This is a genomic window from Blautia sp. HCN-1074 (assembly GCF_037890165.1).
Classification (GTDB): domain Bacteria; phylum Bacillota; class Clostridia; order Lachnospirales; family Lachnospiraceae; genus Blautia_A.
Window position 1 is genome coordinate 404,411 of sequence record NZ_JBBKBP010000001.1, and the last position, 24,274, is coordinate 428,684.

The 24,274-nt window shown below is 40.8% G+C and carries 24 protein-coding genes and 1 pseudogene; 2 read left to right on the forward strand and 23 right to left on the reverse strand.

All coding sequences use genetic code 11. The annotated features are described in order from the left end of the window. Window positions 1–104: 104 nt before the first annotated feature. Entirely contained in the window at window positions 105–926 is an 822-nt protein-coding gene (locus tag WKT11_RS02005) for a MerR family transcriptional regulator (RefSeq protein WP_117845477.1), read from the reverse strand. Between the two features lie 77 nt (window positions 927–1,003). On the opposite strand from WKT11_RS02005, the gene WKT11_RS02010 reads away from it, so the two are divergent. Next, window positions 1,004–2,338: an MATE family efflux transporter gene (locus WKT11_RS02010; RefSeq protein ID WP_340282138.1), complete on the forward strand. Its 1,335-nt coding sequence runs from the start codon at window positions 1,004–1,006 to the stop codon at window positions 2,336–2,338. A 110-nt stretch (window positions 2,339–2,448) separates the two neighbouring features. Here WKT11_RS02010 and WKT11_RS02015 read toward each other — a convergent pair whose 3' ends face one another. From WKT11_RS02015 to WKT11_RS02120, 22 genes are all read right to left on the reverse strand, one after another. After that, entirely contained in the window at window positions 2,449–3,273 is an 825-nt protein-coding gene (locus tag WKT11_RS02015) for a protein-ADP-ribose hydrolase (protein ID WP_117845480.1), read from the reverse strand. Between the two features lie 17 nt (window positions 3,274–3,290). Continuing rightward, a complete protein-coding gene (locus WKT11_RS02020; protein ID WP_118609818.1) occupies window positions 3,291–3,626 on the reverse strand; it encodes a pyridoxamine 5'-phosphate oxidase family protein in 336 nt (111 codons plus the stop codon). Window positions 3,627–3,735: 109 nt separating this feature from the next. Then, entirely contained in the window at window positions 3,736–4,338 is a 603-nt protein-coding gene (locus tag WKT11_RS02025; protein ID WP_117845483.1) for an ABC transporter ATP-binding protein, read from the reverse strand. Next, a complete protein-coding gene (locus WKT11_RS02030) occupies window positions 4,328–5,275 on the reverse strand; it encodes an ABC transporter ATP-binding protein (RefSeq protein ID WP_340282142.1) in 948 nt (315 codons plus the stop codon). The genes WKT11_RS02025 and WKT11_RS02030 overlap by 11 nt, the downstream gene beginning before the upstream one ends. Then, window positions 5,268–6,161: an ABC transporter permease gene (locus WKT11_RS02035; RefSeq protein ID WP_340282144.1), complete on the reverse strand. Its 894-nt coding sequence runs from the start codon at window positions 6,159–6,161 to the stop codon at window positions 5,268–5,270. The genes WKT11_RS02030 and WKT11_RS02035 overlap by 8 nt, the downstream gene beginning before the upstream one ends. Next, entirely contained in the window at window positions 6,158–7,153 is a 996-nt protein-coding gene (locus tag WKT11_RS02040) for an ABC transporter permease (protein ID WP_294436206.1), read from the reverse strand. Before WKT11_RS02040 ends, WKT11_RS02035 begins: the two co-directional genes overlap by 4 nt. A gap of 69 nt (window positions 7,154–7,222) precedes the next feature. Then, a complete protein-coding gene (locus WKT11_RS02045) occupies window positions 7,223–8,779 on the reverse strand; it encodes an ABC transporter substrate-binding protein (RefSeq protein WP_340282228.1) in 1,557 nt (518 codons plus the stop codon). Window positions 8,780–9,145: 366 nt separating this feature from the next. Next, on the reverse strand, window positions 9,146–9,814 hold the full coding sequence (locus tag WKT11_RS02050) for an energy-coupling factor ABC transporter ATP-binding protein (protein WP_340282150.1): 669 nt from the start codon (window positions 9,812–9,814) through the stop codon (window positions 9,146–9,148). 22 nt (window positions 9,815–9,836) lie between these two features. After that, window positions 9,837–10,661 (reverse strand): energy-coupling factor transporter transmembrane component T family protein, encoded by an 825-nt coding sequence (locus WKT11_RS02055; RefSeq protein WP_340282152.1) that lies wholly within the window; start codon window positions 10,659–10,661, stop codon window positions 9,837–9,839. A 2-nt stretch (window positions 10,662–10,663) separates the two neighbouring features. Further along, entirely contained in the window at window positions 10,664–11,668 is a 1,005-nt protein-coding gene (gene cbiM, locus WKT11_RS02060; protein WP_340282154.1) for a cobalt transporter CbiM, read from the reverse strand. Between the two features lie 408 nt (window positions 11,669–12,076). Next, entirely contained in the window at window positions 12,077–12,838 is a 762-nt protein-coding gene (locus WKT11_RS02065) for an ABC transporter ATP-binding protein (RefSeq protein ID WP_119234474.1), read from the reverse strand. Continuing rightward, window positions 12,835–13,629 (reverse strand): ABC transporter ATP-binding protein, encoded by a 795-nt coding sequence (locus tag WKT11_RS02070; RefSeq protein ID WP_340282160.1) that lies wholly within the window; start codon window positions 13,627–13,629, stop codon window positions 12,835–12,837. Before WKT11_RS02070 ends, WKT11_RS02065 begins: the two co-directional genes overlap by 4 nt. Before the next feature lie 76 nt (window positions 13,630–13,705). Next, window positions 13,706–15,244 carry an ABC transporter substrate-binding protein gene (locus WKT11_RS02075; RefSeq protein WP_340282162.1) on the reverse strand — a complete coding sequence of 513 codons (1,539 nt, stop codon included), beginning with the start codon at window positions 15,242–15,244 and terminating at the stop codon, window positions 13,706–13,708. Between the two features lie 82 nt (window positions 15,245–15,326). Then, window positions 15,327–16,199, reverse strand: a complete 873-nt coding sequence (gene nikC, locus WKT11_RS02080) for a nickel transporter permease (protein ID WP_340282164.1) — start codon at window positions 16,197–16,199, stop codon at window positions 15,327–15,329. Continuing rightward, window positions 16,196–17,140, reverse strand: coding sequence for a nickel ABC transporter permease (nikB, locus tag WKT11_RS02085; RefSeq protein WP_119242830.1), 945 nt, complete (start codon window positions 17,138–17,140; stop codon window positions 16,196–16,198). Before nikB ends, nikC begins: the two co-directional genes overlap by 4 nt. A gap of 279 nt (window positions 17,141–17,419) precedes the next feature. Then, window positions 17,420–18,340 carry a LysR family transcriptional regulator gene (locus WKT11_RS02090; RefSeq protein WP_340282171.1) on the reverse strand — a complete coding sequence of 307 codons (921 nt, stop codon included), beginning with the start codon at window positions 18,338–18,340 and terminating at the stop codon, window positions 17,420–17,422. 115 nt (window positions 18,341–18,455) lie between these two features. Continuing rightward, a complete protein-coding gene (locus WKT11_RS02095) occupies window positions 18,456–18,806 on the reverse strand; it encodes a serine hydrolase (RefSeq protein ID WP_340282173.1) in 351 nt (116 codons plus the stop codon). A gap of 195 nt (window positions 18,807–19,001) precedes the next feature. Next, window positions 19,002–20,183 carry an iron-containing alcohol dehydrogenase gene (locus WKT11_RS02100; RefSeq protein WP_340282175.1) on the reverse strand — a complete coding sequence of 394 codons (1,182 nt, stop codon included), beginning with the start codon at window positions 20,181–20,183 and terminating at the stop codon, window positions 19,002–19,004. Between the two features lie 379 nt (window positions 20,184–20,562). Then, window positions 20,563–21,225 carry an esterase gene (locus WKT11_RS02105; protein WP_340282177.1) on the reverse strand — a complete coding sequence of 221 codons (663 nt, stop codon included), beginning with the start codon at window positions 21,223–21,225 and terminating at the stop codon, window positions 20,563–20,565. Further along, the gene (locus tag WKT11_RS02110; RefSeq protein WP_117845500.1) at window positions 21,222–21,776 is read right to left on the reverse strand and encodes an NUDIX hydrolase; all 555 of its coding nucleotides are present in this window, start codon (window positions 21,774–21,776) and stop codon (window positions 21,222–21,224) included. Before WKT11_RS02110 ends, WKT11_RS02105 begins: the two co-directional genes overlap by 4 nt. A 198-nt stretch (window positions 21,777–21,974) precedes the next feature. Further along, window positions 21,975–22,274, reverse strand: a complete 300-nt coding sequence (locus WKT11_RS02115) for a metal-sensing transcriptional repressor (RefSeq protein ID WP_242986834.1) — start codon at window positions 22,272–22,274, stop codon at window positions 21,975–21,977. 213 nt (window positions 22,275–22,487) lie between these two features. Beyond that, window positions 22,488–23,879: a sodium-dependent transporter gene (locus WKT11_RS02120; protein ID WP_117845502.1), complete on the reverse strand. Its 1,392-nt coding sequence runs from the start codon at window positions 23,877–23,879 to the stop codon at window positions 22,488–22,490. 185 nt (window positions 23,880–24,064) lie between these two features. Here WKT11_RS02120 and WKT11_RS19930 point away from each other — a divergent pair. Beyond that, window positions 24,065–24,238 (forward strand): annotated as a pseudogene (locus WKT11_RS19930) (helix-turn-helix domain-containing protein); the annotation flags it as partial. Between the last annotated feature and the right edge of the window lie 36 nt (window positions 24,239–24,274).

Consider the following 24,274-nt stretch of genomic DNA (forward strand, 5'->3'; position numbering starts at 1 on the left):
AAAAAATATTACTGTTCACTCCATGTACAGTATCCAAAAAACTCCTATCCTACCCGATATACATAATTCTGACCATACCTCATTATTCTTGCATTATTCTTGCATTATTCCTGGATTTTTATCGAAATTTCCGTAACATAGTCCTCAATCTGCTTTGCAGTGAAATTATCCACAACATAATATTCCAGATAATTTCCCTCTGTCTTGATCTTATGTTCTTTTATATATGCTAAAAGCCGTTCATAAGTCTCTCCAATATTTTCCCAATGACCAACATGATACGCACTGAGGTAATTTCCTTTCGGAAGCACGCTTACACTGACATCCTGTATTTTCTTCTGCAACAACAGAATGGCATTGTGATATCCATCATAAACAGAGTTTTCAATTTCCTGAGGAAATTGCATATAGGCAACATCATAGTCATATCCCCTGTCCAATTCTTCCAGCTTTGAAATCAGCTTATTAATTTTCAACATAAATTCTTTATCCGTAGTATCTGTATCGGTAAATTCTTCATATAAATAATATCTTTCCGGATGATAAATTACTTTTATCTCTGAAAAATCACATTTTTGCATATATTGAATCTTCGCTTTTCTCTGACTCATCCATTCTTTCATTGCAAGAAGCCTGCTTATTTCCTGGTCAATCTCTTTTTGTTTTACATCAAAAATCTTCATAAAATTTTCCGAACTTCTATGTTCCAGAAAATCCTTTATCTCTTGAAGTGACATCCCGGATTTTTTCAATAAAAGAATCGTATCCAAAGTCTCCATCTGGTAAATAGAATAATAGCGGTATCCATTCTCTCCAAGTATCTCCGGGCAAAAAAGTCCGATATCATCATAATGAAAAAGTGTATGCTTGGAGATCTTCATTAGCTTTGCAAATTCTCCTGTCGTCATATAAGTATCGCGAATCATAAAAAACCTCCTTGACTATAGGGTTACCCTATAGTATATGCTGAGAAAAGTCAAGAAAAATAAAAATGGAGGAATTTATGAGTACATCTATAAATCAGAACTTTACAACCCGAAGTCTGTTAAAGTTTGCGTTGCCATCTATTATCATGATGGTGTTCATGTCATGTTATACCATTGTTGATGGAATATTTGTTTCCAGATTTGTCGGAAGTAATGCACTTTCAGCAGTCAATATCGTATATCCGATAGAGGGTATTGTTGTTGCCCTTGCGACTATGCTTGCAACTGGCGGAAATGCCATTATCAGTAAACATTTAGGTCAGGGAAAGCCAAAAGAAGCGCGCGCATTTATGACCCAGTTCATTTTGATCGGATTAGCTACGAGTCTACTGATTGCCATTCTTGTTCTGCTTTTTCTCACACCTATCTGCAGGGCACTTGGCTCAACAGAAGCTTTACTTTCTGATTGCCAGAGTTATTTAAAAGTATTGATATTATTTGCACCAGCCTGTGTATTACAGATCTTTTTTCAGTCCTTTTTTGTTACAGCAGGAAAGCCTAACTTAGGACTGTTTTTGATGATTGGAGCCGGACTTTTAAACGGAGTTCTGGATTATATTCTGATCGTGCCTCTGAATATGGGTGTAAGCGGAGCAGCTATTGCAACAGGAATCGGCCAGTTACTTCCTGCGGTTGTGGGAATCCTTTTCTTCCTGAAACCACGAAGTGATTTATATTTCACTCCATTTCGCTTCCATTTAAAAGTGATCGGAGAGGCTTGTTATAATGGTTCTTCTGAAATGGTCAGCCAGCTATCCAACTCCATTGTAACTTTTCTGTTTAATATCATACTGATCAGGCTTGCAGGTGCATCTGGAGTTGCAGCTATTACTATCCTTTTATATGGACAGTTTTTATTTAATGCCTTCTTCATGGGGCTTTCTATCGGCGTCAGTCCTGTAATTGGTTTCCAGTACGGAGCCGGGCAAAAAGAACATCTTCGAAATACATATAAGATCATTATGAAATTTACCTGCATTTGTTCTGTGTTCATGGTTGTGTTATCGGTTCTGTGTTCCGGATTTATCGTATCCGTCTTTACCAAAGATTCGGCTACCTTTGAGCTTGCATCTGTCGGATTCCGCATTTTTGCGGTAAACTTTTTGTTCAGCGGAATTAACATCATTTCATCTGGGATTTTTACCGCATTATCGAATGGAAAAGTCTCTGCGATTATTTCATTTTCCAGAACGCTCTTTTTCCTGGTGATCTGCCTTGTGACCTTTCCGTATTTTCTTGGAATCACCGGCGTCTGGCTGGCTGTTCCAGCTGCCGAATTTCTGACATTGATTCTGTCGGAATGGATGCATTGGAAATATTTTATAAACAAAGAAAATAAACAATATTTTTAATAGTCATTTCTGAATTAGAGTAAACATCTTTTTTGTTTAAAATAACAAAGGCCTGTCTTGTATATTCCGGCAAGACAGGCTTCATATATATGTGTATGAAATTATTGGCTTTATTCGAATTGTGCTTGATACAGTTCTTTATCCTGTTCTTTAAATACGTTAAAGATTACTCTGTCAAATTCTTCCCCATGTTCTTTCAGAAAAGCAGTCACTGTATCAACTGCAATCTCAGCGGCCTCATCATTCGGGAAATGGAATTCTCCTGTGCTGATACAACAGAATGCAATGCTGCGGATGCCCTGTTCTAAGGCACATTTCAGCACACTTTCGTAGCAATTGCGCAAATCCTGACGCAGTTTATCTGTCAGTTTATATCCTACGATAGGACCAACAGTATGGATTACGTAAGCACATGGAAGATTATAGGCATGAGTCAGTGTTGCTGTTCCTGTCGGTTCCTGATAGTGTCTGCCATACTGCATCTTTTTATTTTTCATAATCGCATCACATTCATTTCGAAGCTGGATACCTGCTGCAGAATGGATGGCATTATCAATGCATCTGTGGCAAGGCACAAAGCAGCCAAGCATCTGGCAGTTCGCGGCATTGACAATCGCACCTACCTCAAGTCTTGTGATATCTCCCTGCCAGACTGAGATTTTATCTGCAAATGGATGACTGCTTCCATACTGTTCTTTTACAGTCGGAATACTGTCAAGGGAAACGATTCCTTTCTCTTTTGCATCTTCTGTCAGAAATTCGTTCTGAATCTTCAGGACAGTTTCACTGATACTTCCAGGCATACGGATATTCATCAGTGAGCGAAGTACAGTGCGTTTCTCTTCTTCTGAATCTCCCACCTGCAGGTTTCTGTACTCTCCCGAATCTTCCTTAAAACTCTCTACTAAATAATTTAGTCTTTCCTGCTGATTCATTTTTCCACCACACCCTTCTATCTTTTTTCTACAGCATTATAAGAACAGACAGCCATACAGTTTCCGCAATGCAGGCAATGTTCCTGGCTGATTACAAAAGGGGGTTTGCTTGTGTCGATATTTCTAACCTTTCCACGTACGGAAACTGCCTTTTTGCTCATAGAGCCTTCGCCGCCTGTCATTCCGCTGATTGCGATAAACTTCTGTTCCATCAGCTGTTCGTAAAAAACTTTTCCCTTTGCGGTCAGGAAATATAATCTGTTGTCATCGTGCAACATCATATCGATCACACGAGTTACAGGATGTCCCTCCGCGTCTACTGTTGCTACAACTGTTGAATGTATTAGAACCATAACTTGCCATCTTTTTCAAAACAGAACATAAATGGACGACATTTTTCTTTTATTTATCCTGTTTATCATCAGCAAGATAATGTTCCAGGTCTTTTTTCACATCTTCCATTTACTTAAGTTCCACCACTCTGGTACACACTTTCTCTACCAGTTCCGGACTGTGGCTGACTACGATCATACCAATTCCTCTTCTCTGGGTTTCTTCCATAAGGAAATGCCAGATCTGGCTTTGAGTAATGAGATCGAGCATTGTACTGATCTCATCTGCCAAAAGAAATCTTGTTCTTTTTCCAAGCGCTCTTGCAATACAGAATCTCTGCAATTCTCCCCCGGAAAGTTCCGTTGGAAAGCGATTCATCCAGTCAGGCTCTATTCCCAATTTCTTTATCAGTTCCGTCTCTACCTGATCTCCTTCTTCAAAAACATTTCTCATCCGAAGTCTCGGATTCACCGCCTGCTCCGGGTGCTGCCAGATCATCTGTACCGGACAATAGCCTTTATACGAATATAATGATTTTCCATCCATCAACACTGTACCTGTCTCTGGTTCTTCGTATCCCGCAAGGATCTTACAGAGAGTTGTCTTTCCAAATCCACTCGGTGCCAGAATTCCCACACGTTCGCTGCTATCTACCTGCAAACTGAACTGATCAAGTATTTTTCTTCCGGATTCTTCATAACGAAACGAAAGATTTTTTGCTTCAAGTATCATAAATGCACCTCACATAACCATTCCCTGACTGGTGCCATGGAACTTCTTCCTTACATTTATCTGTACATTTCCCGCAACGTGGTGCAAACGGACAGCCCTGCTGCATATCCCTTGCATATGGCTGAACTCCGTCTATATAGTGAAATCCATGTCCTGGCATAGCACGCCATAATGCCTTCGTATACGGATGGCGCAGAGTTTCTTCCTTCGCAAAATCCTCTGCCGGTGAATCCTCAATCGTATATCCTGCATAGAATACCTGAATCCGGTCCACAGTCTGCAATGCCAGCTCCAGATCATGCGTAATCACCAGTACCGCAGCTCCCATATCTGCAAGTTCCCTGAAATGTTCCATCGCCCGTCTGGCAAGCTTTGGATCCAATCCGGGCGTCGGTTCATCCGCGATCACCAGCTTCGGAGTTTCGATCAGAGCTGTTGAGATCATGACTCTTCTTGTCATTCCCCCCGACAGTTCAAACGGATACTGTTCCTGAACATTCTTACCCAGTCCATACTTTTCAAAAATAGAATCCAGTTTTCGCTTTTTTTCCGGAGTTTTCTTCCCCTTACAGATCTGCTGCCCCACTTTCATAAGTGGATCCAGATAAGAAGTACTCTGCGGCACCAGAACAATCTCTTTCCCACGAAGCTGCTTTATCTTCTTTTCGGTAAGGTTTTCTCCACAATAATAAACCTCTCCCTCCATCGTAGCATTGTATGGCAAAATTCCCATGATTCCATGTGCCAGAAGGCTCTTTCCGGAACCCGATGATCCAACAACAGCCACTATCTCTCCTGCATGAACTGTGACGTTCAGATCTCGGATTACCGGAAGCTGTATCTGCTGTATCCCCCTCTGATACTGACAGAAAGCTATCTGCATATGACTGATTTCCAGAATTTTTTCTCTCTCCAATTCACTGCCTCCTCTATTCATGCGCACTGGCCGGATCAAGCAGCCTGCGGAGATTTTCACCTGTAGTGTAAAAGCACACAACTGTAAGAATTAACATGATTCCCGGAAAGAGTGCAAGCCACCATTTACCGGTTGCCAGATATTTCATCGCTTCTGAAAGGATGATTCCTATGGCTGGCTGTTCATTTGACAGACCAAAACCAAGAAATGTAATGCCGGATTCATGAAGAATCGCGTGCGGAAAAAGCAGCACCAGTCCCACAATAAACTGTGGAAGCAGATGCGGAACCATATGTTTCATAGCAATATATAAGTTACTCTTTCCAAGCTTTCTGGCAGTTTTGATATAAATCTGCTCTTTTAACTGAAGCACTTCTCCTCTGATCAATCTTGCCAGAGAAGTCCAGTGTGTCAGTGCAACGCCCAGGATCACGCCTTTGAGCCCTCTTCCACATGCCACACAGATAAGAATCAGCAAAAGCATATGAGGAATTCCCATGATCAGATCAATAAACCATGTCACGATCGTATCTGCCGTTTTTCCCATTGTCGCTGACACAACCCCAAGGATAAATGCCATTACAGCACTAAATGTCGCTGCACAGACTCCTATAATAATACTGATAGATAATCCTCTTACTGTCCTTGCAAACATATCTCTTCCAAGCCAGTCTGTTCCAAATGGATATTTCAGACAAGGCGGAATATTCTTCCTGGAGAAGTCTGTTACCTTCGCAGCTTCGCTGCAAAAACTTCCGCCGATACAGACAGCTGCAAGAAACGCAACCGCAATCACCAACCAAAGCACCAATGTCTTCCTGCGATTCCACTTACGTCTGATTCCCTTTCCTGTCAGATTTCCTGTCTCCTGCTGTCTTTCTTTTGAGGATGCAGTTATATTTTTCATCTTCCCACACCCCCTTTGCGAACTCTCGGATCAATGACTCCATAAAGAATATTGGCGATCAGATTTCCGCCAAATACAAACAACGCACTGATCATGGTGATTGCCATCAGAAGTGGCATATCACTTCCAAGTCCCGCACTGACTGCTGCCTGCCCAAGTCCCGGATAGGAAAATACCTGCTCTACCAGAACCGAGCCACCAAAGATTTCACTGATAGAAGCAAACTGCAGTGTCATCGCCGGTCCCAGTACATTCCGAAATCCATGATTTCTGAAAATTTCCCAGTTACTTTCCCCTCTTGCCCTGGCAAAAAGTACATAGTCACTGTCACAGATGTCTATCATTTTTTCTCTTGTATGCATGGCAATATTAGAGATTCCCGTGATTGATAACGTCAGTGCCGGAAGAATGGCATGACGCACACGATCCAGAAATGTCACCCCACTGGCTTCGACCCCAATCGGAACGCTTAGTCCAATAGGAAGAATTTTCAGCCATACGCCAAAAATCATCAGAAGCAGCATGGCGATCCAGAAAGCAGGCGTACTGGATATCACCAGACAATAACCTTTTATTATTTTATCAATTGGTTTTCCACGTTTCATTCCTGCCAGTATTCCAAACAGGAATCCTATCAGCCCGGAGAGAATCCAGGCAATAATCATCAGAAACAGTGAATTGGCAAGTTTAACCGCAATCACTGTTGTTACCTTCTGACGATAAAGGAGAGATATTCCCATATCTCCCCTTACAAAATCTCTGAACCATGCAAGATAACGCTGCACCGGCGGCTGACCTACGCCCCAGTACTCTTCAAGCTTCGCAATCTGATCCTGACTCATACTTCCGAGGGCAGCCTGCCCCACATTGGCCTTTAACGGATCAATGGGGGAAGCTGTCATAAGTGCAAATGCAACAATACTCACAGCAAACAGCAAAAATACCATCTTGATAAAATTCTTTAATATAAATTTTTCTGTTGTTCTGTTCAAGATATTCTTACTCCCATAATACTGTATCAACAAGTTTATTCTTCGAATAATCTTGTCTGTACACTACACTTATTCCCATGTCCACTGATCTACATTGTTTACGATTGACCAGCCATGTCCATGCGGATGGATCTTCTGATCTGCAATCTTAAGACCATTTTTTACAAAGTACAGGTGATCGATGTTGCAAAGCCAGATCCACGGAATATCACCTTCCTGAGTAATTCCTGTTTCTCCATCCCACTGTGCTTTTTTCCAGAGATCATAAGAGTTTTCCAGATCACTGGCTGCGAGAGCTTCGTCCATGTATTTATCAACAGTTTCATTTGCATATGGAGAATATTCTGCCAGACCGGTTTCATCCATAGTATGATAAATATTATAAAGTTCCATCGGTGTATGTGCTCCCCATCCCCATACAAGAGGTTCAGATTCTGCTCTGGTATAAGCAGTATCCCAGTCAACACCCTCTGTGGTCACCTCGATTCCAAGTTCAGCAAGCTGATTCTTGCTGTCCTCTGCCAGTGCCTGACGAACGGAATCAGATGCCGGGTAAATCATGGTAAATTCTGCACGGACACCATCTTTTTCGCGGATTCCGTCATCGCCTGCTTCCCATCCTGCTGCATCGAGAATCTCTTTTGCTTTATCCTGGTCATATTCTACTTCTGTTTCTTCATTGTACCATGGCATTTTGTCACATACACTGTACGCCGGTGTTCCATATCCATTCAGTACATTCTGGATCATTTCATCACGGTCGATACCAATGTTGATCGCACGTCTGACTTCTACATCACTGGTAAAATCATTTCCATAAGTTACTCCGTCAATTTCCTCTGCTGCCGTTGCAGGAAGATTAAATCCTCGGTTATCAACTGTCTGAACGCTGAACAGATCATAACCATCTACAGACATATCGGAATAGGAAGCAGCTGTATGTGCCACATCCACAGTACCGGACTGAGCAGCTGCCAGTGCCGCATCCTCTTCCATGAAAAGTACGGTTACTTTTTTCATCGTCGGTGCTTCTCCATAATAATCCGGATTCGCCTCGAAGATTACCTGCTGTCCTTTATCCCACTGTTTCATAATATAGCGTCCGGAACCGATTGGATTCTGTCCGTAATTTTCATCATACGCATGTTCCGGAACAATTCCAACGATTGCCATGGTGTAAGGCCATACCGCAAACGGTGTATTCATATGGAATTCTACCGTTGTATCATCTACTGCCACTGCTTCTTTCAGCATGGAAAAGTCATTGACAGAGCTGTTATCACGACAGTTATTGTAGGTAAATGCCACATCTTCTGCAGTCAGTGGTTCCCCATCTGTAAACTTTACGTCATCACGGATCTTTACCGTCCAGGTAAGACCGTCCTCACTCACTGAATAATCAGTTGCCAGATCCATTCCGATGGACAGGTCCGTATTCGTAACGGTCAGGGTACTCTGGATCAGAGGCTCATGTACATGTTCTCCTGCTCCCCATCCGTATGCCGGGTCAAAACCTGCTTCCGGTTCTGATGTCGTCGGCATAGTCACGATCACTTCATCTTTTGCTGCACTTTCTTCCTGAGCAGCCCATATCGTTGCAGATCCTCCCACAAATGTTGCTGTCATACATACCGCTGTCAAAATTGCCAGTAACTTTCTCTTCACTATCTTCGTTCCTCCTTTTATTCTTCATTTGCGCACAAATGAGTAGCAGAGTCAGTGTAACATTTTTTACCATACTGCATAAGCACCCCAGGGGGATATTTACTTATTCATATATTGCATGGTTTCTCGCATTTTTTTCATGTCTGAAAATCCCCCCGGCAGGCTTGTTCTTTCGTGTCATTTTGTTAAAATATAGTCAACACAAAGATTTGTGTCAATTAACAAATAAGGTACACAGACCTCCGCGCAATGCGTACCCTTAAACCTTAAAGGTAAAAACCCATTAAAAAAAGTACTTCTGTCCGCAGGAAGTACTTTTTTTATTCTCTATAACATATTCAGTTCATGTTCTTCATTCATCACCGCAAATCTTGTTCCTATCGTATGGGCAAGCTCTCTGTTATGCGTAATCGTAATCAGCGTTTTTCCCGATTTATGGAAATTCTTTAAAAATCTGATCAAAAACTCCTGCGTTTTTTCATCCAGACCTGCAAGTGGCTCATCAAGGATCAATACCTCAGGATTCAGTGACAGGATACAGGCAAGAGAAACCTTTCTTTTCTCTCCACCACTTAAATGATATGGAGGTCTTTCCCGGAGCTTCTCAATGCCAAACAGATGCAGACAATCCTCTGTCCGTTTTTGAATTTCCGCCTCCTGCAGTCCCATCTGTGTCGGTCCAAATGCAATTTCTTCTTCTACACTTCCGCAAAACAACTGTGTATCGGCATTCTGAAACACATATCCCATCTGCTGATGAAACCACTTCGCAAACCGGCTGTCTTTGAGTGCCTTTTCATTGATCTCATGCCCCTGATATAAATATCTGCCTTCTGAGGGAAAGATAATTCCATTCAACAATCTGATTAACGTTGATTTTCCACATCCGTTAGGTCCCTGAATTACAACAGAGTCTCCTTTTTCTATATGAAGATCAACATATCTTAAAGCAATCTCCTTTTCGTATGCAAAGCACACATTCTCAAGTTCAATCATAACTGCCTCCATCCGTCCCGGATCACATATTTCTGTTCAGGTAAAAAAACAGTCCAACGCATCCAAGCATTAATAATGTATAGAAAAAATCCGGCAGACGCAATTTGTATTTTTTTCTTATCTTGTATTCCCCTGTAAATCCCCGACAGCACATTGCCGCATACATTTCCTCTGCCATTTCTCTTGATTTCAGAAAAGATATTCCCAGCACTCCCGACAAAGCTTTTGCCTTCTGCGGATTTTTCCCGACCGATCTCAGGCTGACAGATGTCAGAATATCTGCACACATTTCTCCCAGTACAGAAATATATTTTAAAGTAATATCCAAAGTAAAAATAAATAATGAAGGAATGCGAAATGTTCTCATACTGCCCGTCAGTTTATTCCATGTAGTTCCAGCTGACAAAATACCGATCAGCGTTACTGATACATACACTCTGGATGTAATATTCATCAATGTCTGTGGATTTCCCATAAAGACAGATGGAAGAAGAATAAATACAGAAAGAAGAACGGCACCGGCTGTCCCGCTTAAAATCTGTCGAATAGATGCTGCCGAAAAAAAAGCAAGCCTGACTGTTACTGCAGCACACATGATCAGGGTAAAAAGATAATTTCTCGAACATGCCGTAAGAATAATAAGCAAAATCGTATAAAACAATTTCAGAGAAGGAATGGCAGAAAATTTGCCATCCTTCCCTTCACGAAACCGCAGCTTTGCAAGTACCGACAAAACTGATTTTGTACTTTTACTTAAGAATGCTTCTTTATCTTCGGAAGGTGTATAGGCTTCCTGGCTGAACATCCAGTCCGGAATCATAACTTCCTCGTTTTTACTGTCATTCATACTTATGCTGCTTTCTTTTTAAAATCAACCTTATCTTTCATCAGTGAAGAAATAATCTTGAAAAAGATCACCAGAAGTGCCACTCCCACAACTGCTGAAAGAATGTATCCCGTCCATTCAGGTAAGCCTGACATAGAGTAATCTGGAAACAGTGTTGAAAGTTCAAATCCGTTTTCCATTCCTGCCGGAGTATATCCCAGCTGACTTCCTCCACTTACAAGAGTTGCCATTTCATCAACTCCCCATTCGCCCCAGGCTGTACCTGTTGCCAGAAGTCCGATTGGTGTCAGCACGATCAGAACAGACATCAATATATACAATGGTTTAAATGCCGTTTTATCCGGAACTGCATCTAAAGCTTTCGGTGTAACCTTTTCCACAAAAGCCAGAACCACTACTGTCAATACAATCTCTGCCAGCCCAAATAAAGTGATATGTCCGATCATCATTGCCGGTATTGATATACTTAAAGGGTACGGGCAGTAAAGAGCCTGACCTGCTGCGTCTTTAAACAGTAATGGCTGAATACCAAATTCAACAGCTGCACAAAATGCGGCTGCATTAATTCCTATATAGGCTCCTATGGCAGCACTCAGCTTACGCATACCTGTTTTCTTCAGAAGCAACTTATACAGGAAATACCCCAGATACGGTAATACAAATGCCATGTTAAAGCAGTTTGCCCCAAATGCAAGAATACCTCCGTCCCCAAACAGCAGTGCCTGTATCAGCAAAGCAATGGAAACCGATATACAGCCAGCCGCCGGACTGCCGGTAAGAATCGCGATCAGTGTTCCTCCTACAGCATGTCCTGTTGTACCTCCCGGAAGCGGTACGTTAAACATCATTCCAAGAAATGAAAACGCTGCACCAATACCAAGAAGCGGCATTTTCGCTTTCGGTATCTCCGTTCTTACTTTGTTGATCGAATACCCCCATACCGGGAGCATAGCCGCTGTCATCACTGCACATGTCGACGGGCTTAAATAGTTTTCAGGTATATGCATAGATATCCTTCCTTTCCAGTAAAAAATAATTTTATCTGGCGCGCACCTCATGAATAACTTTATTATAGTATCGGATTAAAGCGCCAGCAACCCACCCAGGGGGATATTTACTTATTCATATATTGCATGTCTTACAGTATTTTTTTCATATCAAAAAATCCCCCTGGGAGGCTTGTACTTCAGGAACATTTTGATAAAATATAATCAGCACAGCGAGATAAACGCTTCCACAAATCAGTTTTATACTCGTTGCATCCGGCACAAAGATTTGTGCCGGTTACCAAATAAAGTGCACAGACCTCCGAACAATGTGCATCATCGAAAAAAATCATAAACACATAAAAAAAGTACTTCCATCCGCAGGAAGTACTTTTTTTATATCTTTCATATCATGATAACACACTACGATCACGCAAATACCGCCTCTACCAGTTTCTGTGTATATTCTTCTTTCGGATCATTAATAATATCATCAGGAATTCCTTTTTCTACTACTTTTCCTTCATACAAAACCAATACTTTATCGCAGAACATCTGAACCAAAGCCAGGTTATGACAGATAAAAATGAAAGACAGACCATGCTTTTCCTTTAATTCCTTAAGAAGTTCCATAATCTGCTTCTGAATGGTTACATCTAAGGCACTAGTAGCTTCATCACAAATCAGCACTTTAGGCTCTACTGCCAGTGCTCTGGCAATTGCAGCACGCTGACACTGCCCACCACTTACTTCATGTGGATACCTTTTTGCATATTCTCTGTCAAGTCCACACTGTTCCAGCAGTTCTGCCACCCTTTTGTCTACTTCTTCTTTTTTTACATTACGGTTGCGAAGGCTCTCACCGATTCCATATCCAAGTGTCTTTCTTGGATCAAAGGAACCCACAGGGTTCTGGAAAACCATTTGGATATTTCCATATACTTCCTTCAGCTGGCTTCGTTTTAAATTTGTAATATCTTTTCCTTCAAATTTCAATGTGCCTTCTGTTATATCAGTCAGACGGGTAATCAGCTTTGCAAGCGTACTTTTACCGGATCCGGATTCCCCTACGATTCCAAGCGTTTCTCCTGCTTTCAGCGAGAAACTTACATCGTCTACCGCTCTAAAAGGTTCTTTACCTCTCTGCGTAAAGATCTTCGTTAAATGTTCTGCCTCTAAAAGTGTACTCATACTCTGACCTTCCTTTTCAGTTTCGGTACAGCTTCCAGCAGTTTCTTCGTATATGGATCCTGTGGACGATCCAACACAATTTCTGCCGCACCGTATTCAACTGCTTTTCCATTTTTCAGCACCAGCACTGTGTTTGCCATTGCACGTACTACACCAATATCATGCGTTACGATTACAATTGCGGTTCCAAACAATTCCCTTAATTTAAGCATTTCCTTTACAACCTGACGCTGTACGGATACATCAAGCGCACTGGTTGGTTCATCCGCAAACAAAATCGGTGGATTCATAAGCATAGCAATCGCAATACCGGCTCTCTGGTTCATTCCTCCTGACAGTTCAAAAGGATAACTGTCCCATACTCTCTGACTGTCTTTGAAGTTCAGTTTATCAAACAGTTCCATCGCGCGGCTCTTAGCCTCACTTCTGGTGACTTTTTTATGAGCACACATACTTTCATAAATCTGTTCCCCAATTGTACGGATCGGACAGAGAGACGCTCCTGCATCCTGAAAAATCATGCCAATTTTAGCACCTCTGACTTTTCTTTTTTCCTTCTCCGGTATATCCAGAATATTTTCTCCCATATATCGGATATCTCCCTTTGTCACAAGACCGTCAGAACCAAGAAGCCCCATTGCAGCTTTGATCAGAGTACTTTTTCCACTGCCGGATTCACCGACAAGTCCCAATATCTCTCCTGGTTTGAGGGAGAAGTTCACATCATGAACCACAGCTTTCCCGCCAAATGATATCTCCACAGAATCATAGGTCAGTATTTTATTTTGCATTTTTTGTAAACTCCTCCTTGTTTAAACCTCATTTGCTGCATCTGCCGCATAAGAACAATGTTTCTGATTTCTGTCATTAATTAATATCAAGATCTGCTGTCAATTCGTAATAATCGCAAGGATGTGCAACCAGTCCTGTTACATTAGACTGCATAATCATGCTCATTCTCAGATGAGAGCAAAATACATAGGCATTATCATCCAGAACAGTCTGCTGCATCTGAATTCCCAGTTCTGAACGTTTATCTACGTCAAACTCATTTTCCATCTGATCTGCAAGCTCTTCCAGTTTGTCACTATGATAATGTCCGTTATTGTTTACAGACTCATCAAGTGCACAGGATGTAAAGAAATACTGCGGATCTCCTGTCGGTGCTGTTACCATAGCACTTGCATATACATCCCATAATGTAGGATCTTTACGAATTGTATTGTTATCAGATGTACAGTTTACCTGAACATCCATGCCGATTTCTTTTAAAGTAGCCTGTGCTGATTCTGCGAGAAGAGGAAGCTCCTGGCGGCTTGGATATGTCAGCCAGCGGATTTCCAGTTTCTGTCCGTCTTTTTCACGAATACCATCACCATCAGAATCTACCCATCCGGCATCTTCCAGAACCTGTTTTGCACCTTCCAGATCATAACTTTCTGTTGTCAGATTCTCTCCACCAAAAGAGAACGTATCCGGAAACGCGCCAACTGCCGGGTAACCATATCCATTAAGAAGAACTGATACGAAACTTTCTTTATCAATACCCATCGCAATTGCTTTACGCACTGCCGGGTCAGATGTTACAGGGCTTTCAAAGTTCATCCATGCATAGAAAGCACGGCTTGTCGCTGTACTTGAAAATGTGAAATCATCATTTTCAAATAATGGATAACTTGCATATGCCATACCATAAGCAGCATTAATTTCACCTGCCTGAAGCGCCAGTGCCAGCGTGTCGCCATCAGAAATTGTACGGACCGTAATCTCATCTACATTGACATCCCCGTTCCAGTAATTTTCATTCTTTACAAGATTCAGATGATCATCTGTTACCAGATCTGTCGCTACATATGGGCCTGTTCCAATTACAATACCATTGTCTGTGATTCCGGCCTCTGTATCAATAATACAGCCATATGGATCACTGAGATAATTTATTAATGCCGGTTTCGGCTCTGTTGTCTTTATGGTAATTGTATTTCCATCTGCCTCAATACTGTCAATACAAAGATCTCCGGCAGCACGTTCATTATTTGCGATCAGACCTTCCAGAGATTCCTTTACAGCTTCTCCGTCACAGGCACGTCCATTAGAAAAAACAACGCCATCATTTAATGTGATTTTCCATGTCAGCTCATCTACGTTTTCGTACTCTTTTGCAACCCATGGTTCGATTTCCATTGTATCTGAATAACGGAAAAGAGTTTCTCCAACGCCATAACGGATACACGCCCATCCTGCATAAGTATTCTGCGGGTTAATATCCGCCTCTTCATTCTCCGCATTAAAAGTAGTATCACCAAATACGAATGTCTTTTTGTCAGCAGCCAGTGTTGGCACAGCTGTCGCTCCAACAATCATTCCCATAGCGATTGCCATTGCTAAAATTTTTTTTGCTCTCATTTATAATCCTCCTTCTTTTATGTTCAAACTCTTGTGTACCGGCTGTCAGTACACTATAAGAGTCAGCCACCATTATCAAATATCATCCTTGTGAACGTGTATTTTTCGGATCCAGATAATCTCGAATCGTATCTCCAAGCAGATTAAAAATTACCACTGATACAAAGATTGCGATTCCAGGTGATAATACAACCCATGGATATGTCTGGATCATACTGCGTCCACTACTCATCATACTTCCCCACTCTGCCATAGGAATCTGTGCACCCAGACCGAGGAATGACAACCCTGCCAGTTCCATCATCATGGTACCAATATCCAGCATAGCGGTTACCAGAACAGGTCCCAGCATATTCGGAAGAACATGCCTTATCATTATCTGGCCTGAATTGTCACCAGCCAGCAACGCAGCATGAATGTATGGTTCATTTTTCAGTGCCAGTGTCTGACTTCTTGCAATACGCGAATATTTCGGCCAGCTGATTACTGCCAATGCTATAATTGCATTCTGAATACCGCCGCCAAGAATAGCTGCGATTGCCATTGCAAAAACAAGTCCCGGAAAAGCAAGACAGACATCTGAGATTCTCATCATAACAGAATCCATCACCCCTCCGTAATAACCACTACATACACCCACTACTGTTCCAAATACAGAAATTACTGCCACAAGAATAAATGTTGAAAAAATACTTGCACGCGCACCACTGATCACTCTGGACAACATATCTCTTCCATATGTATCTGTTCCCATAGGGTGCTGCAGACTCGGCGGCTGCAGGGCACTTGCCAGCTCCTGTGCATAAGGATCATATGGACATAGCTGATCTGAAAAAACCGCAAGTATTACAAGTCCTATCGCCAAAACAAGAAAAACAATTAACTTGGTTTTAATATGACTTTTCTTTATTTTCTGTGCTCGCACGGTTACGTCTTTGTTCTGCTTTTCACTCATTGTTTTACACCTCCCAGACGAATTCTTGGATCCAGGAATCGATATGACAAATCCGTAAGCAGATTTACCAGAACATAGATAATCGCCATCCACATAACATATGCCTGAATAATCGGATAATCACGCATGGAAATAGCATCTACTGCCATTTTTCCAACACCATCCCACATAAAGATTGATTCTACAATTGCAGTTCCTCCAAGCAGGTTACCCACTGACAGCATCAATAAAGTAATAACTGTTACCAGAGAAGCTTTCATAACGCTTTTCCAAAGAGTAACAGAAAATTTCACACCTCTTGCTTTCGCTCCTGCCACATAGTCCTTGCTCAATTCATCCAGAACTGTAGCACGAACCTGTCGAAGATATTTTGCCGACATCGCTATTGCCAAAGTAATCGCCGGCATCGCCACACTCTTTAAACTTACTTCCTTCGCAATAACCGGGAAAATTCTAAGCTTAATCGCCAGGAAATACATCAGCAGCAATGACACAAAAAAATTAGGAAGGCTGTTCCCTATAAAGCTGCACAAACGAATCAGATAATCTATAATCGAATTCTGCTTTATCGCTGACAAAATTCCCAGAGGAATAGATATAATGATTGTAAGCAGAATAGATGTAGCTGTAAGAAGTAATGTAGCCGGAAGTTTCGATATAAACGTATCAAAAACCGAAAAGCCTGATACATAGCTGTTTCCCATATCTCCACGAAGCAGTTTTCCAAGCCAGACAAAATACTGAGTCAGAAATGGTTTGTCCAGTCCCAGCTGTTCTCGTGCTGCATTTAACGTATCTTCCGATACAACCTGCCCTGTATTCTCCATTTTTTGCGTTACAACATCACTTCCGGCAATTCGCATCATGCCATAGGAAAGAAAGGTAATCGCAAACAAAATGGGAATCAGTTGAAGCAGACGTCTTAACGCATATTTTTTCATTTGATTATCTCCATCTTATAATTTTATTACTGCCCACTTCACTTTCAGTAATATTTTTCACAGGATATTACAAATATTAAATGAACAGTAGCCTGATTTTGTTCTGGAATTATTAATCCCAAATATCCGGTTAACAGTCTAGCAAAAACAAGAACAGCTCACAACCCACCCCAGGGGTTATGAGCTATTCTTATTTTGCATAGCTTTTGCTGTTTTCGGAATATCATATAATACACCAAAATATGTCTGCCTCTCTCTGATAATCAGTATGCTTTTGTTTCATTCATTTGTTTTGTAATTCGGAAGTCTCTCTTTTAAAAATTCCAAAAACTCTTCTATACTCTCATCTATTTTCTCACCCTTATGGAGAATATATCCGAAAATAACCTTATTATCGCCAAGTTCCAGCGGGATTCCCGGTGTAGTTCCTGTCTTGTTTTCTGAGAGATAACTTCCACTCATATTTGAAACCTTACTGTTCTTAAGCATTTTTTCCATAATATAATCGCTGTTCGTCAGCACAGAAATATCAATATCTTTCCATTGAAATGCTTCTTCCTTCACTGCGCCAATATCAAAAAACTCGTCCTGATAATTCTGTATGAAACGGATTCCTTCCAGATCCTCCAGATTCGCACTTGTCTTACCGGAACCGTAAAGTTTTGTCAAACGTCCTGGGTACAGGATCAGATTTGTTTCATACATAGGTATAAACTGCATTTTATTCTTTGCAAGTTCATGCAGGAAATTCTCCTTCTGGTGACTCAAGATATATACAAATCCAATATCATCCATATAATCCCTGACTCGTTCCATCACACTGCGCACACCTGCTGTTGTCAGTTGAAAATGGTATCTTTTTTCAAATGTTTCATTATAAAACTCTACAAATTGATTGGCAAACCAGGAACTTGGATTCATGGAAATCCGAATCCATTTCGTCATTCCACGCGATGCCATATTCTCAAGAACATCTATCTCATTTATAATTTTCGACGCGTACTGATAAACTTTCTTTCCCTGTACCGTCAGACGGATTCCTCTTGGAAGCCGTTCGAAAAGCTGCATTCCAAGTGTATCTTCCAGACCTTTGATTACCTTGCTGACACTCGGCTGTGTTGAATATAGATTTTTGGCCGCCTCACTGAACGACCCGGTCTGCGCACATACCACGAAATACTGTAACTGTTTTAAATCCATTAATGTAGGCTCTCTTTCTGGTTTATTTTAAATTCTCCCAGTCGATTCTTTCATTTCTGTTTCTTGTCCTGTTCTGACGGACGCAACTGATTAAAAGGAACAGCCAGAGACATCTTTACCCAGTCATCTTCCTTATATAACGGCGCTGTTCTCCCATAAGATTTCCTTTTTCCTGTCCCAGGCACATGGTCAGTAAATCCCGGACTGTTGCAGATTTCAGGTTATCATCAATATTCTCCGGCATATCTCCTGAAAATGCTTCTGTAAGCTTTTCATTCAGATCAATCAAACCTTCCTGAACAGCAAAACCAACTGCACAGGATGTAAAGCTTTTCGTTGCAGAATAGATATTTCTCCTGCATTCAGGCTCACTGTGCCACTCTGCTGCCAGTTCTCCGTCTTTTGTAATTTTAATTCCAAGAACGTTAAGATTCTTTGCTACTTCTATAAATTCAGAAATATCCATATCAAAGGCCCTCCTGTTAATTTTCTTATGATATATTCGTATTATTATATAACACATTCTTATTCTGAGGCAAGGTATAAAAATTCCCCTTGCTTTTTATAATTAAAGCAAGGGGAAAAGAAAATACATATGTTCCTTTTTGGCTAAACCCTATTTCGTTTCCGATTTAACCACGATTATTTATTTAATCCTTTATCAGAAATCAACTTCTGTTCCATAATATGTGCATGTCAGGAGTTTTTCCATATTTGCCGGATCGATTGCTCTTGGATTTGAGCCGGTGCATGCATCACCTACTGCAAGTTCTGCAATCTTTGCAACTTTTTCCTTGAACTCATCTTCCTGAATTCCAAAATCTTTTAATGTTTTTGGGATATTTAATCTTACATTGAATTCATCAATTTTTTCACAGAGACTGTTGATCAATGCCTTCTGGCATGTTCCTTCCAGTCCCATTCTTCTTGCGATTTCTGCATAACGCTCTGCCGCTACAGGATCTTTCGCATTATATTTAATTACATATGGAAGATAGATTGCATTTGCACATCCATGTGGAATATGACCTGTAGAAAATGCAGCTCCTGTTTTGTGAGCCATTGAATGAACAATACCAAGCAGTGCATTGGAAAATGCCATTCCTGCCAGACACTGTGCATAGTGCATCTGCTCACGTGCTTCCATATTTTTATTATAAGATGCCGGAAGATATGTCAGCACCATCTCGATTGCCTGCAATGCAAGCGGATCTGTATATGGACAGTGTAAAGTAGAAACATATGCTTCAATTGCATGTGTTAATGCATCCATTCCGGTATACGCTACCTGTTTAACCGGAAGTCCTTCTACCAGTTTCGGATCAACAATTGCCACATCTGGTGTGATATTAAAATCTGCCAGAGGATATTTAATTCCTGTATTATAATCAGTAATTACAGAGAAAGCCGTAACTTCTGTAGCTGTTCCTGATGTGGATGGAATTGCCGCAAATCTGGCTTTCTGTCTTAATTCCGGGAATCCAAAAGGTGTAATAAGATCTTCAAATTTTGTATCCGGATATTCATAAAATGTCCACATTGCTTTCGCTGCATCAATTGGTGATCCACCGCCCATAGCAACGATCCAATCCGGCTGAAATTCCTGCATCACTTTTGCACCTTTCATAACCGTTTCTACTGATGGATCTGGTTCAACGCCTTCAATCAGCTGAACTTCCATTCCGCCTTCTTTTAAATAGTTGACTGCTTTATCCAAAAATCCCTGACGTTTCATGGAACCACCGCCAACAACAAGGACTGCCTTCTTTCCTTTTAAATTTTTCAGTTCTGCCAGACATCCTTTTCCATGATAAATGTCTCTTGGTAATGTAAATCTTGCCATTGCTGTTCTCTCCTTTAAAATTATGCCAGTTTACATGCTGCTGCAGAAGGCACTCACCTCTTCTGTCAGTTCGCATTATATCATTGTTAATTTTATAACGCAATAGTATTTTGAATTATTTTAATATTTGATATTTTTTGTCATTTACTCTATATTATTATCATATATCTGCTATTTTTCTATCATATGTCTGCTATTGTGCCAATATTTTCCATGTATTATTTGTTTATTTTTTAACATTTTTTAAAATTATAAACATCTCAATCCTGTTCTTATAAATCAAGAAATCGTATACTGTATAACATATAAACAAAAAAAGCCAGAAACACAACCTACCGTTGCATCTCTGACTTCCCGTTCTGTAAATTTATTTTTGTCTCTACAAATTACTCAGCCTTGTTGTCCGTTCGCCTGACGAATCATTATTTAATATCCATGCAAATGCTTTCGCAGTTCTTATATCTGCTTCTTTAAAGTGGTTTCCTTTATTCCATTCCAGTATACAATTAATTCCATTTTCCAGCAAACAGCGATATTCCTCTTTGATGCAATTACCGATTTGTGCCATAACAGGATTTCTTGTCTTTTCTTCTCTATCTCCGAGACTTAAATAAACGTTCTGACTTTTCATCTTATATGTCTTCATATAGTCAATGAAGCCAGGAAACCATACAGATGGGGATGCTGCTGCAACACCTGAGAATATATCTGTCTGGCAGGCTGCCCATAACGCAAATAATCCTGCAAGGGAATATCCACCTATATAATATTTTCTGTTTTTATCTGCGCAAAGTGCGATAATATTCTCTAACGTCTTTGACGCACCACCACAAAAATCCTCCGTCTTAAATACCGCCGGTGCTTTCCATGGAGACAGATCATCATTCCAGTTTTCTACCTTTGTCGCAATAAATCTGAATTCCTTAGAAGTCCTTTTTTCAATTTCTCTGACCTCATTCTCAAGACTTGCCATTTCATGTTCACCCGTTGGCTGAATCAGAACAGTATCTGCTTCTGGATTTCCATATTCATATGTGATCATCTTCTACCTGCCAATTCTTTTATCACAATTTCTATCCCGCCTGTTGGTGCGCAGAATCTCGGATCGCGTTTTTTACAGTTTGCATATGCTTCTTCCAGGTCAAACCATTCTACGGTTTCCACTTCTTCTTTCTGGAGAACCAGCTTTGTCTCATCTACAGGCTGACTGTAAATATACACAAAAGCGATTTCATTATCCCGGAACATTTTTCCGTAGAATTCTTTCTCATAGGATATACGAAAATTTCCGGCAAATTCCAGTTCCTGCGGCTGTGCACGGATTCCCAGTTCCTCGTGAAACTCACGTAATGCCGATTCCAGAGGCTCATCACCTGCCTGGATATGTCCCGCTGATGAGGTATCAAACATTCCCGGAAAGGATTCTTTATTCATAGCCCTTTTCTGCATAAGAACCTGATATCTGCCATTTACTTTCCGCACGATCCAGATATGTGCTGTCCTGTGGCGGATTCCCTGTGAATGAGCAATCGAACGCTCAACTTTTTCCCCTGTTGGATTTCCCTGTTCATCTACAATATCTATGTATTCCATTTGTTATTTCTCCAGTTAATTTTATTTTTTCATTTATTACTTTACAAGTTTAATCCTTAGAGCAGGGATACGCAATAAATATTCTGTAATTTAACCGAAAAGTAATTCCACTGACAGACCCGGAAACCAATGTCACTTATCATCTGATCAGCCGCAAAGAACATAAAAATTTACTTCCATTTTAACAGGAGTGCCGAATTAATAATTACAAGTACTGAACCGGCATTGTGTACCAGTGCTCCAACTACAGGGTTCAGAATTCCCGTGATAGCAAGAACGATTGCCAGAAAATTCAATGCCATCGCGGACACAATGCTTGATATGTCCTTCCAGAACTACTTTTCCACATCCATGTAATGCAGATTTCGCTGCATTGATCTGTGAAAGGACATCTTCACATGGAATATCCTCATCAATCATACGGTCAATTGCCTGTACCTGTCCGATGATTTTCTTTAATCTGCGGTGTAAATTATCAGTATCCATACACTGTTTCATATCCGACCTCCTGTTTACGGGGATATTTATCAAAAAATATCTGTAATTTGTTTTACTGCTTTCTTTTTTAACTATAGCAATTATCTGTTATGTCTCTTTTTTTGTCAAGTATTGACCTTGCCAGACTCATACTATTCCCCGTTTTTTTGTTCACATTTTCACTAATCCAATCAATCTGATACGAAAAAGAACCGCCTTTTTTTAGTCCTATAATCAAACTTTATTCAGGATACCTGTAGATTGTAAGAACAGTACCAGCATAATAATTGGCATCAGATATTTGATCATAACTATATACAGTTTCTTTCGCCCGAAGTGTTTTCCACCTCGCTCCATTTCTTCCACGATCCAGTTTGGTTTCATAACCCAGCCGATAAAAATAGCCGACAACAGTGCAATGAAAGGCATCATAAAACTGTTGCTGATGTAGTCCATAATATCCAGCAGCTGTCCGATGCTTCCGTTTGGCAGCATAACCTCAACATAGAAAACGCTATAACCCAGTGCAATAACAGCAGTTGCAACCAGATAAATAATGGACAGAACTCCCGTTGTTTTTTTACGTTCTGTATGGAAAATCTCCATACAGTTAGCGGTAATGGATTCCAGAACCGAAATACAGGAAGTCAGTGCCGCAAAAGCTGCAAGGACAAAGAAAAGAAGACCTATGATTCTTCCCGCAACACCCATTCGATAAAACACCTTTGGCAAAGAAATAAACATCAGTCCAGGACCTGCTGCCATTCCGTCCACGCCAAAAAATACATATACAGCCGGAATAATCATAACTCCCGCCAGAAGTGCAACACCAGTATCCATAACTTCGATCATTGATACGGATTTTCCCAGATCAACCTCCGGTTTTACATAAGAACCATAAGTAATCATAATTCCCATTGATACGCTCAATGAGAAGAACAACTGGCTCATCGCATCCAATGCAATCTGCAGAAATCTTGATACCGTCATGCCAGACCAATTCGGAGTCAGATAGACCTTTAATCCCTGCATACCTGTTCGGATACTTCCATCATCCGCTGTACTTTTTAGTGTCAGGGAGTAAATAGCGATTCCAACCACAATCACTAACAGTATCGGCATCATAGTTTTGGACACACGTTCAATTCCTTTTTCCACACCGTTATATACAATAAAGGACGTAATCAACATAAAAATTAATCCATACCACACAGAACCAGGTTCTGTGATAAATGATGTGAAACAGTTGTCCTGTGCTGCTGTTTCCACATTTCCGGTTGCAAACAGCAAGATATATTTGAGTATCCAGCCGCCGATTACGGCATAGTATGTCATAATCAGAACAGGTACAAAGAAGGTGATCACACCAAGAAATTTCCATTTCCGATTCATACTTTCATAGGCATAAATCGCACTCTTACCAGTTCTGCGTCCAATGGCGATATCGGTGGTCAACAGCACAAAGCCGACCGTAAAAATCAACACCAGATAAATCAGCAGAAAAACACCGCCGCCATCCTTTGCTGCCAGAAAAGGAAATCTCCAGAGATTGCCCACTCCAACTGCACTCCCAGCCGCCGCAAAAACAAATCCGAGCTGCCCTGTAAAACTACTTTTTTTCTTCATTTACTTTTCCCCATTTCATTACTTAACTTGACGTATACCAATCATAACCTTAAAATAGTAATAAATAAATATAAAGTTATTTATTTTATACTTTATTTTTTTTTATCTTATAATACCAGAGTCAAAAGTTAGGAGTAAAAAGCTTTTGATTCTAATATCATCTTATAATGCGAAAGGGATAAGTCATGGACACTTTCAATTACCGTGTATTTCTTACGATAGTTCAATACAACAGCTTTCAAAAAGCAGCGGAGCTTCATAATGTTACACCTCCCGCGATCAGCCATATTATAAAGCAGATGGAACAGGAATTTGGGGGCACTTTATTTATTCGAAACCGACGCGGTGTCACTTTGACCACCACTGGTGAAAGTATTTTGCCACTGGTTTCCTCC

Excerpts from the sequence above, each read along its gene's own strand:
- WKT11_RS02005 (WP_117845477.1), bottom strand. The coding sequence starts at position 926 with ATGATTCGCGATACTTATATGACGACAGGAGAATTTGCAAAGCTAATG.
- WKT11_RS02010 (WP_340282138.1), top strand. The coding sequence starts at position 1,004 with ATGAGTACATCTATAAATCAGAACTTTACAACCCGAAGTCTGTTAAAG.
- WKT11_RS02015 (WP_117845480.1), bottom strand. The coding sequence starts at position 3,273 with ATGAATCAGCAGGAAAGACTAAATTATTTAGTAGAGAGTTTTAAGGAA.
- WKT11_RS02020 (WP_118609818.1), bottom strand. The coding sequence starts at position 3,626 with ATGGTTCTAATACATTCAACAGTTGTAGCAACAGTAGACGCGGAGGGA.
- WKT11_RS02025 (WP_117845483.1), bottom strand. The coding sequence starts at position 4,338 with ATGATACTTGAAGCAAAAAATCTTTCGTTTCGTTATGAAGAATCCGGA.
- WKT11_RS02030 (WP_340282142.1), bottom strand. The coding sequence starts at position 5,275 with ATGAATAGAGGAGGCAGTGAATTGGAGAGAGAAAAAATTCTGGAAATC.
- WKT11_RS02035 (WP_340282144.1), bottom strand. The coding sequence starts at position 6,161 with ATGAAAAATATAACTGCATCCTCAAAAGAAAGACAGCAGGAGACAGGA.
- WKT11_RS02045 (WP_340282228.1), bottom strand. The coding sequence starts at position 8,779 with ATGACAGCAACATTTGTGGGAGGATCTGCAACGATATGGGCTGCTCAG.
- WKT11_RS02050 (WP_340282150.1), bottom strand. The coding sequence starts at position 9,814 with ATGATTGAACTTGAGAATGTGTGCTTTGCATACGAAAAGGAGATTGCT.
- WKT11_RS02055 (WP_340282152.1), bottom strand. The coding sequence starts at position 10,661 with ATGAATGACAGTAAAAACGAGGAAGTTATGATTCCGGACTGGATGTTC.
- cbiM (WP_340282154.1), bottom strand. The coding sequence starts at position 11,668 with ATGCATATACCTGAAAACTATTTAAGCCCGTCGACATGTGCAGTGATG.
- WKT11_RS02065 (WP_119234474.1), bottom strand. The coding sequence starts at position 12,838 with ATGAGTACACTTTTAGAGGCAGAACATTTAACGAAGATCTTTACGCAG.
- WKT11_RS02070 (WP_340282160.1), bottom strand. The coding sequence starts at position 13,629 with ATGCAAAATAAAATACTGACCTATGATTCTGTGGAGATATCATTTGGC.
- WKT11_RS02075 (WP_340282162.1), bottom strand. The coding sequence starts at position 15,244 with ATGAGAGCAAAAAAAATTTTAGCAATGGCAATCGCTATGGGAATGATT.
- nikC (WP_340282164.1), bottom strand. The coding sequence starts at position 16,199 with ATGAGTGAAAAGCAGAACAAAGACGTAACCGTGCGAGCACAGAAAATA.
- nikB (WP_119242830.1), bottom strand. The coding sequence starts at position 17,140 with ATGAAAAAATATGCGTTAAGACGTCTGCTTCAACTGATTCCCATTTTG.
- WKT11_RS02090 (WP_340282171.1), bottom strand. The coding sequence starts at position 18,340 with ATGGATTTAAAACAGTTACAGTATTTCGTGGTATGTGCGCAGACCGGG.
- WKT11_RS02095 (WP_340282173.1), bottom strand. The coding sequence starts at position 18,806 with ATGGATATTTCTGAATTTATAGAAGTAGCAAAGAATCTTAACGTTCTT.
- WKT11_RS02100 (WP_340282175.1), bottom strand. The coding sequence starts at position 20,183 with ATGGCAAGATTTACATTACCAAGAGACATTTATCATGGAAAAGGATGT.
- WKT11_RS02105 (WP_340282177.1), bottom strand. The coding sequence starts at position 21,225 with ATGATCACATATGAATATGGAAATCCAGAAGCAGATACTGTTCTGATT.
- WKT11_RS02110 (WP_117845500.1), bottom strand. The coding sequence starts at position 21,776 with ATGGAATACATAGATATTGTAGATGAACAGGGAAATCCAACAGGGGAA.
- WKT11_RS02115 (WP_242986834.1), bottom strand. The coding sequence starts at position 22,274 with ATGAAACAGTGTATGGATACTGATAATTTACACCGCAGATTAAAGAAA.
- WKT11_RS02120 (WP_117845502.1), bottom strand. The coding sequence starts at position 23,879 with ATGAAGAAAAAAAGTAGTTTTACAGGGCAGCTCGGATTTGTTTTTGCG.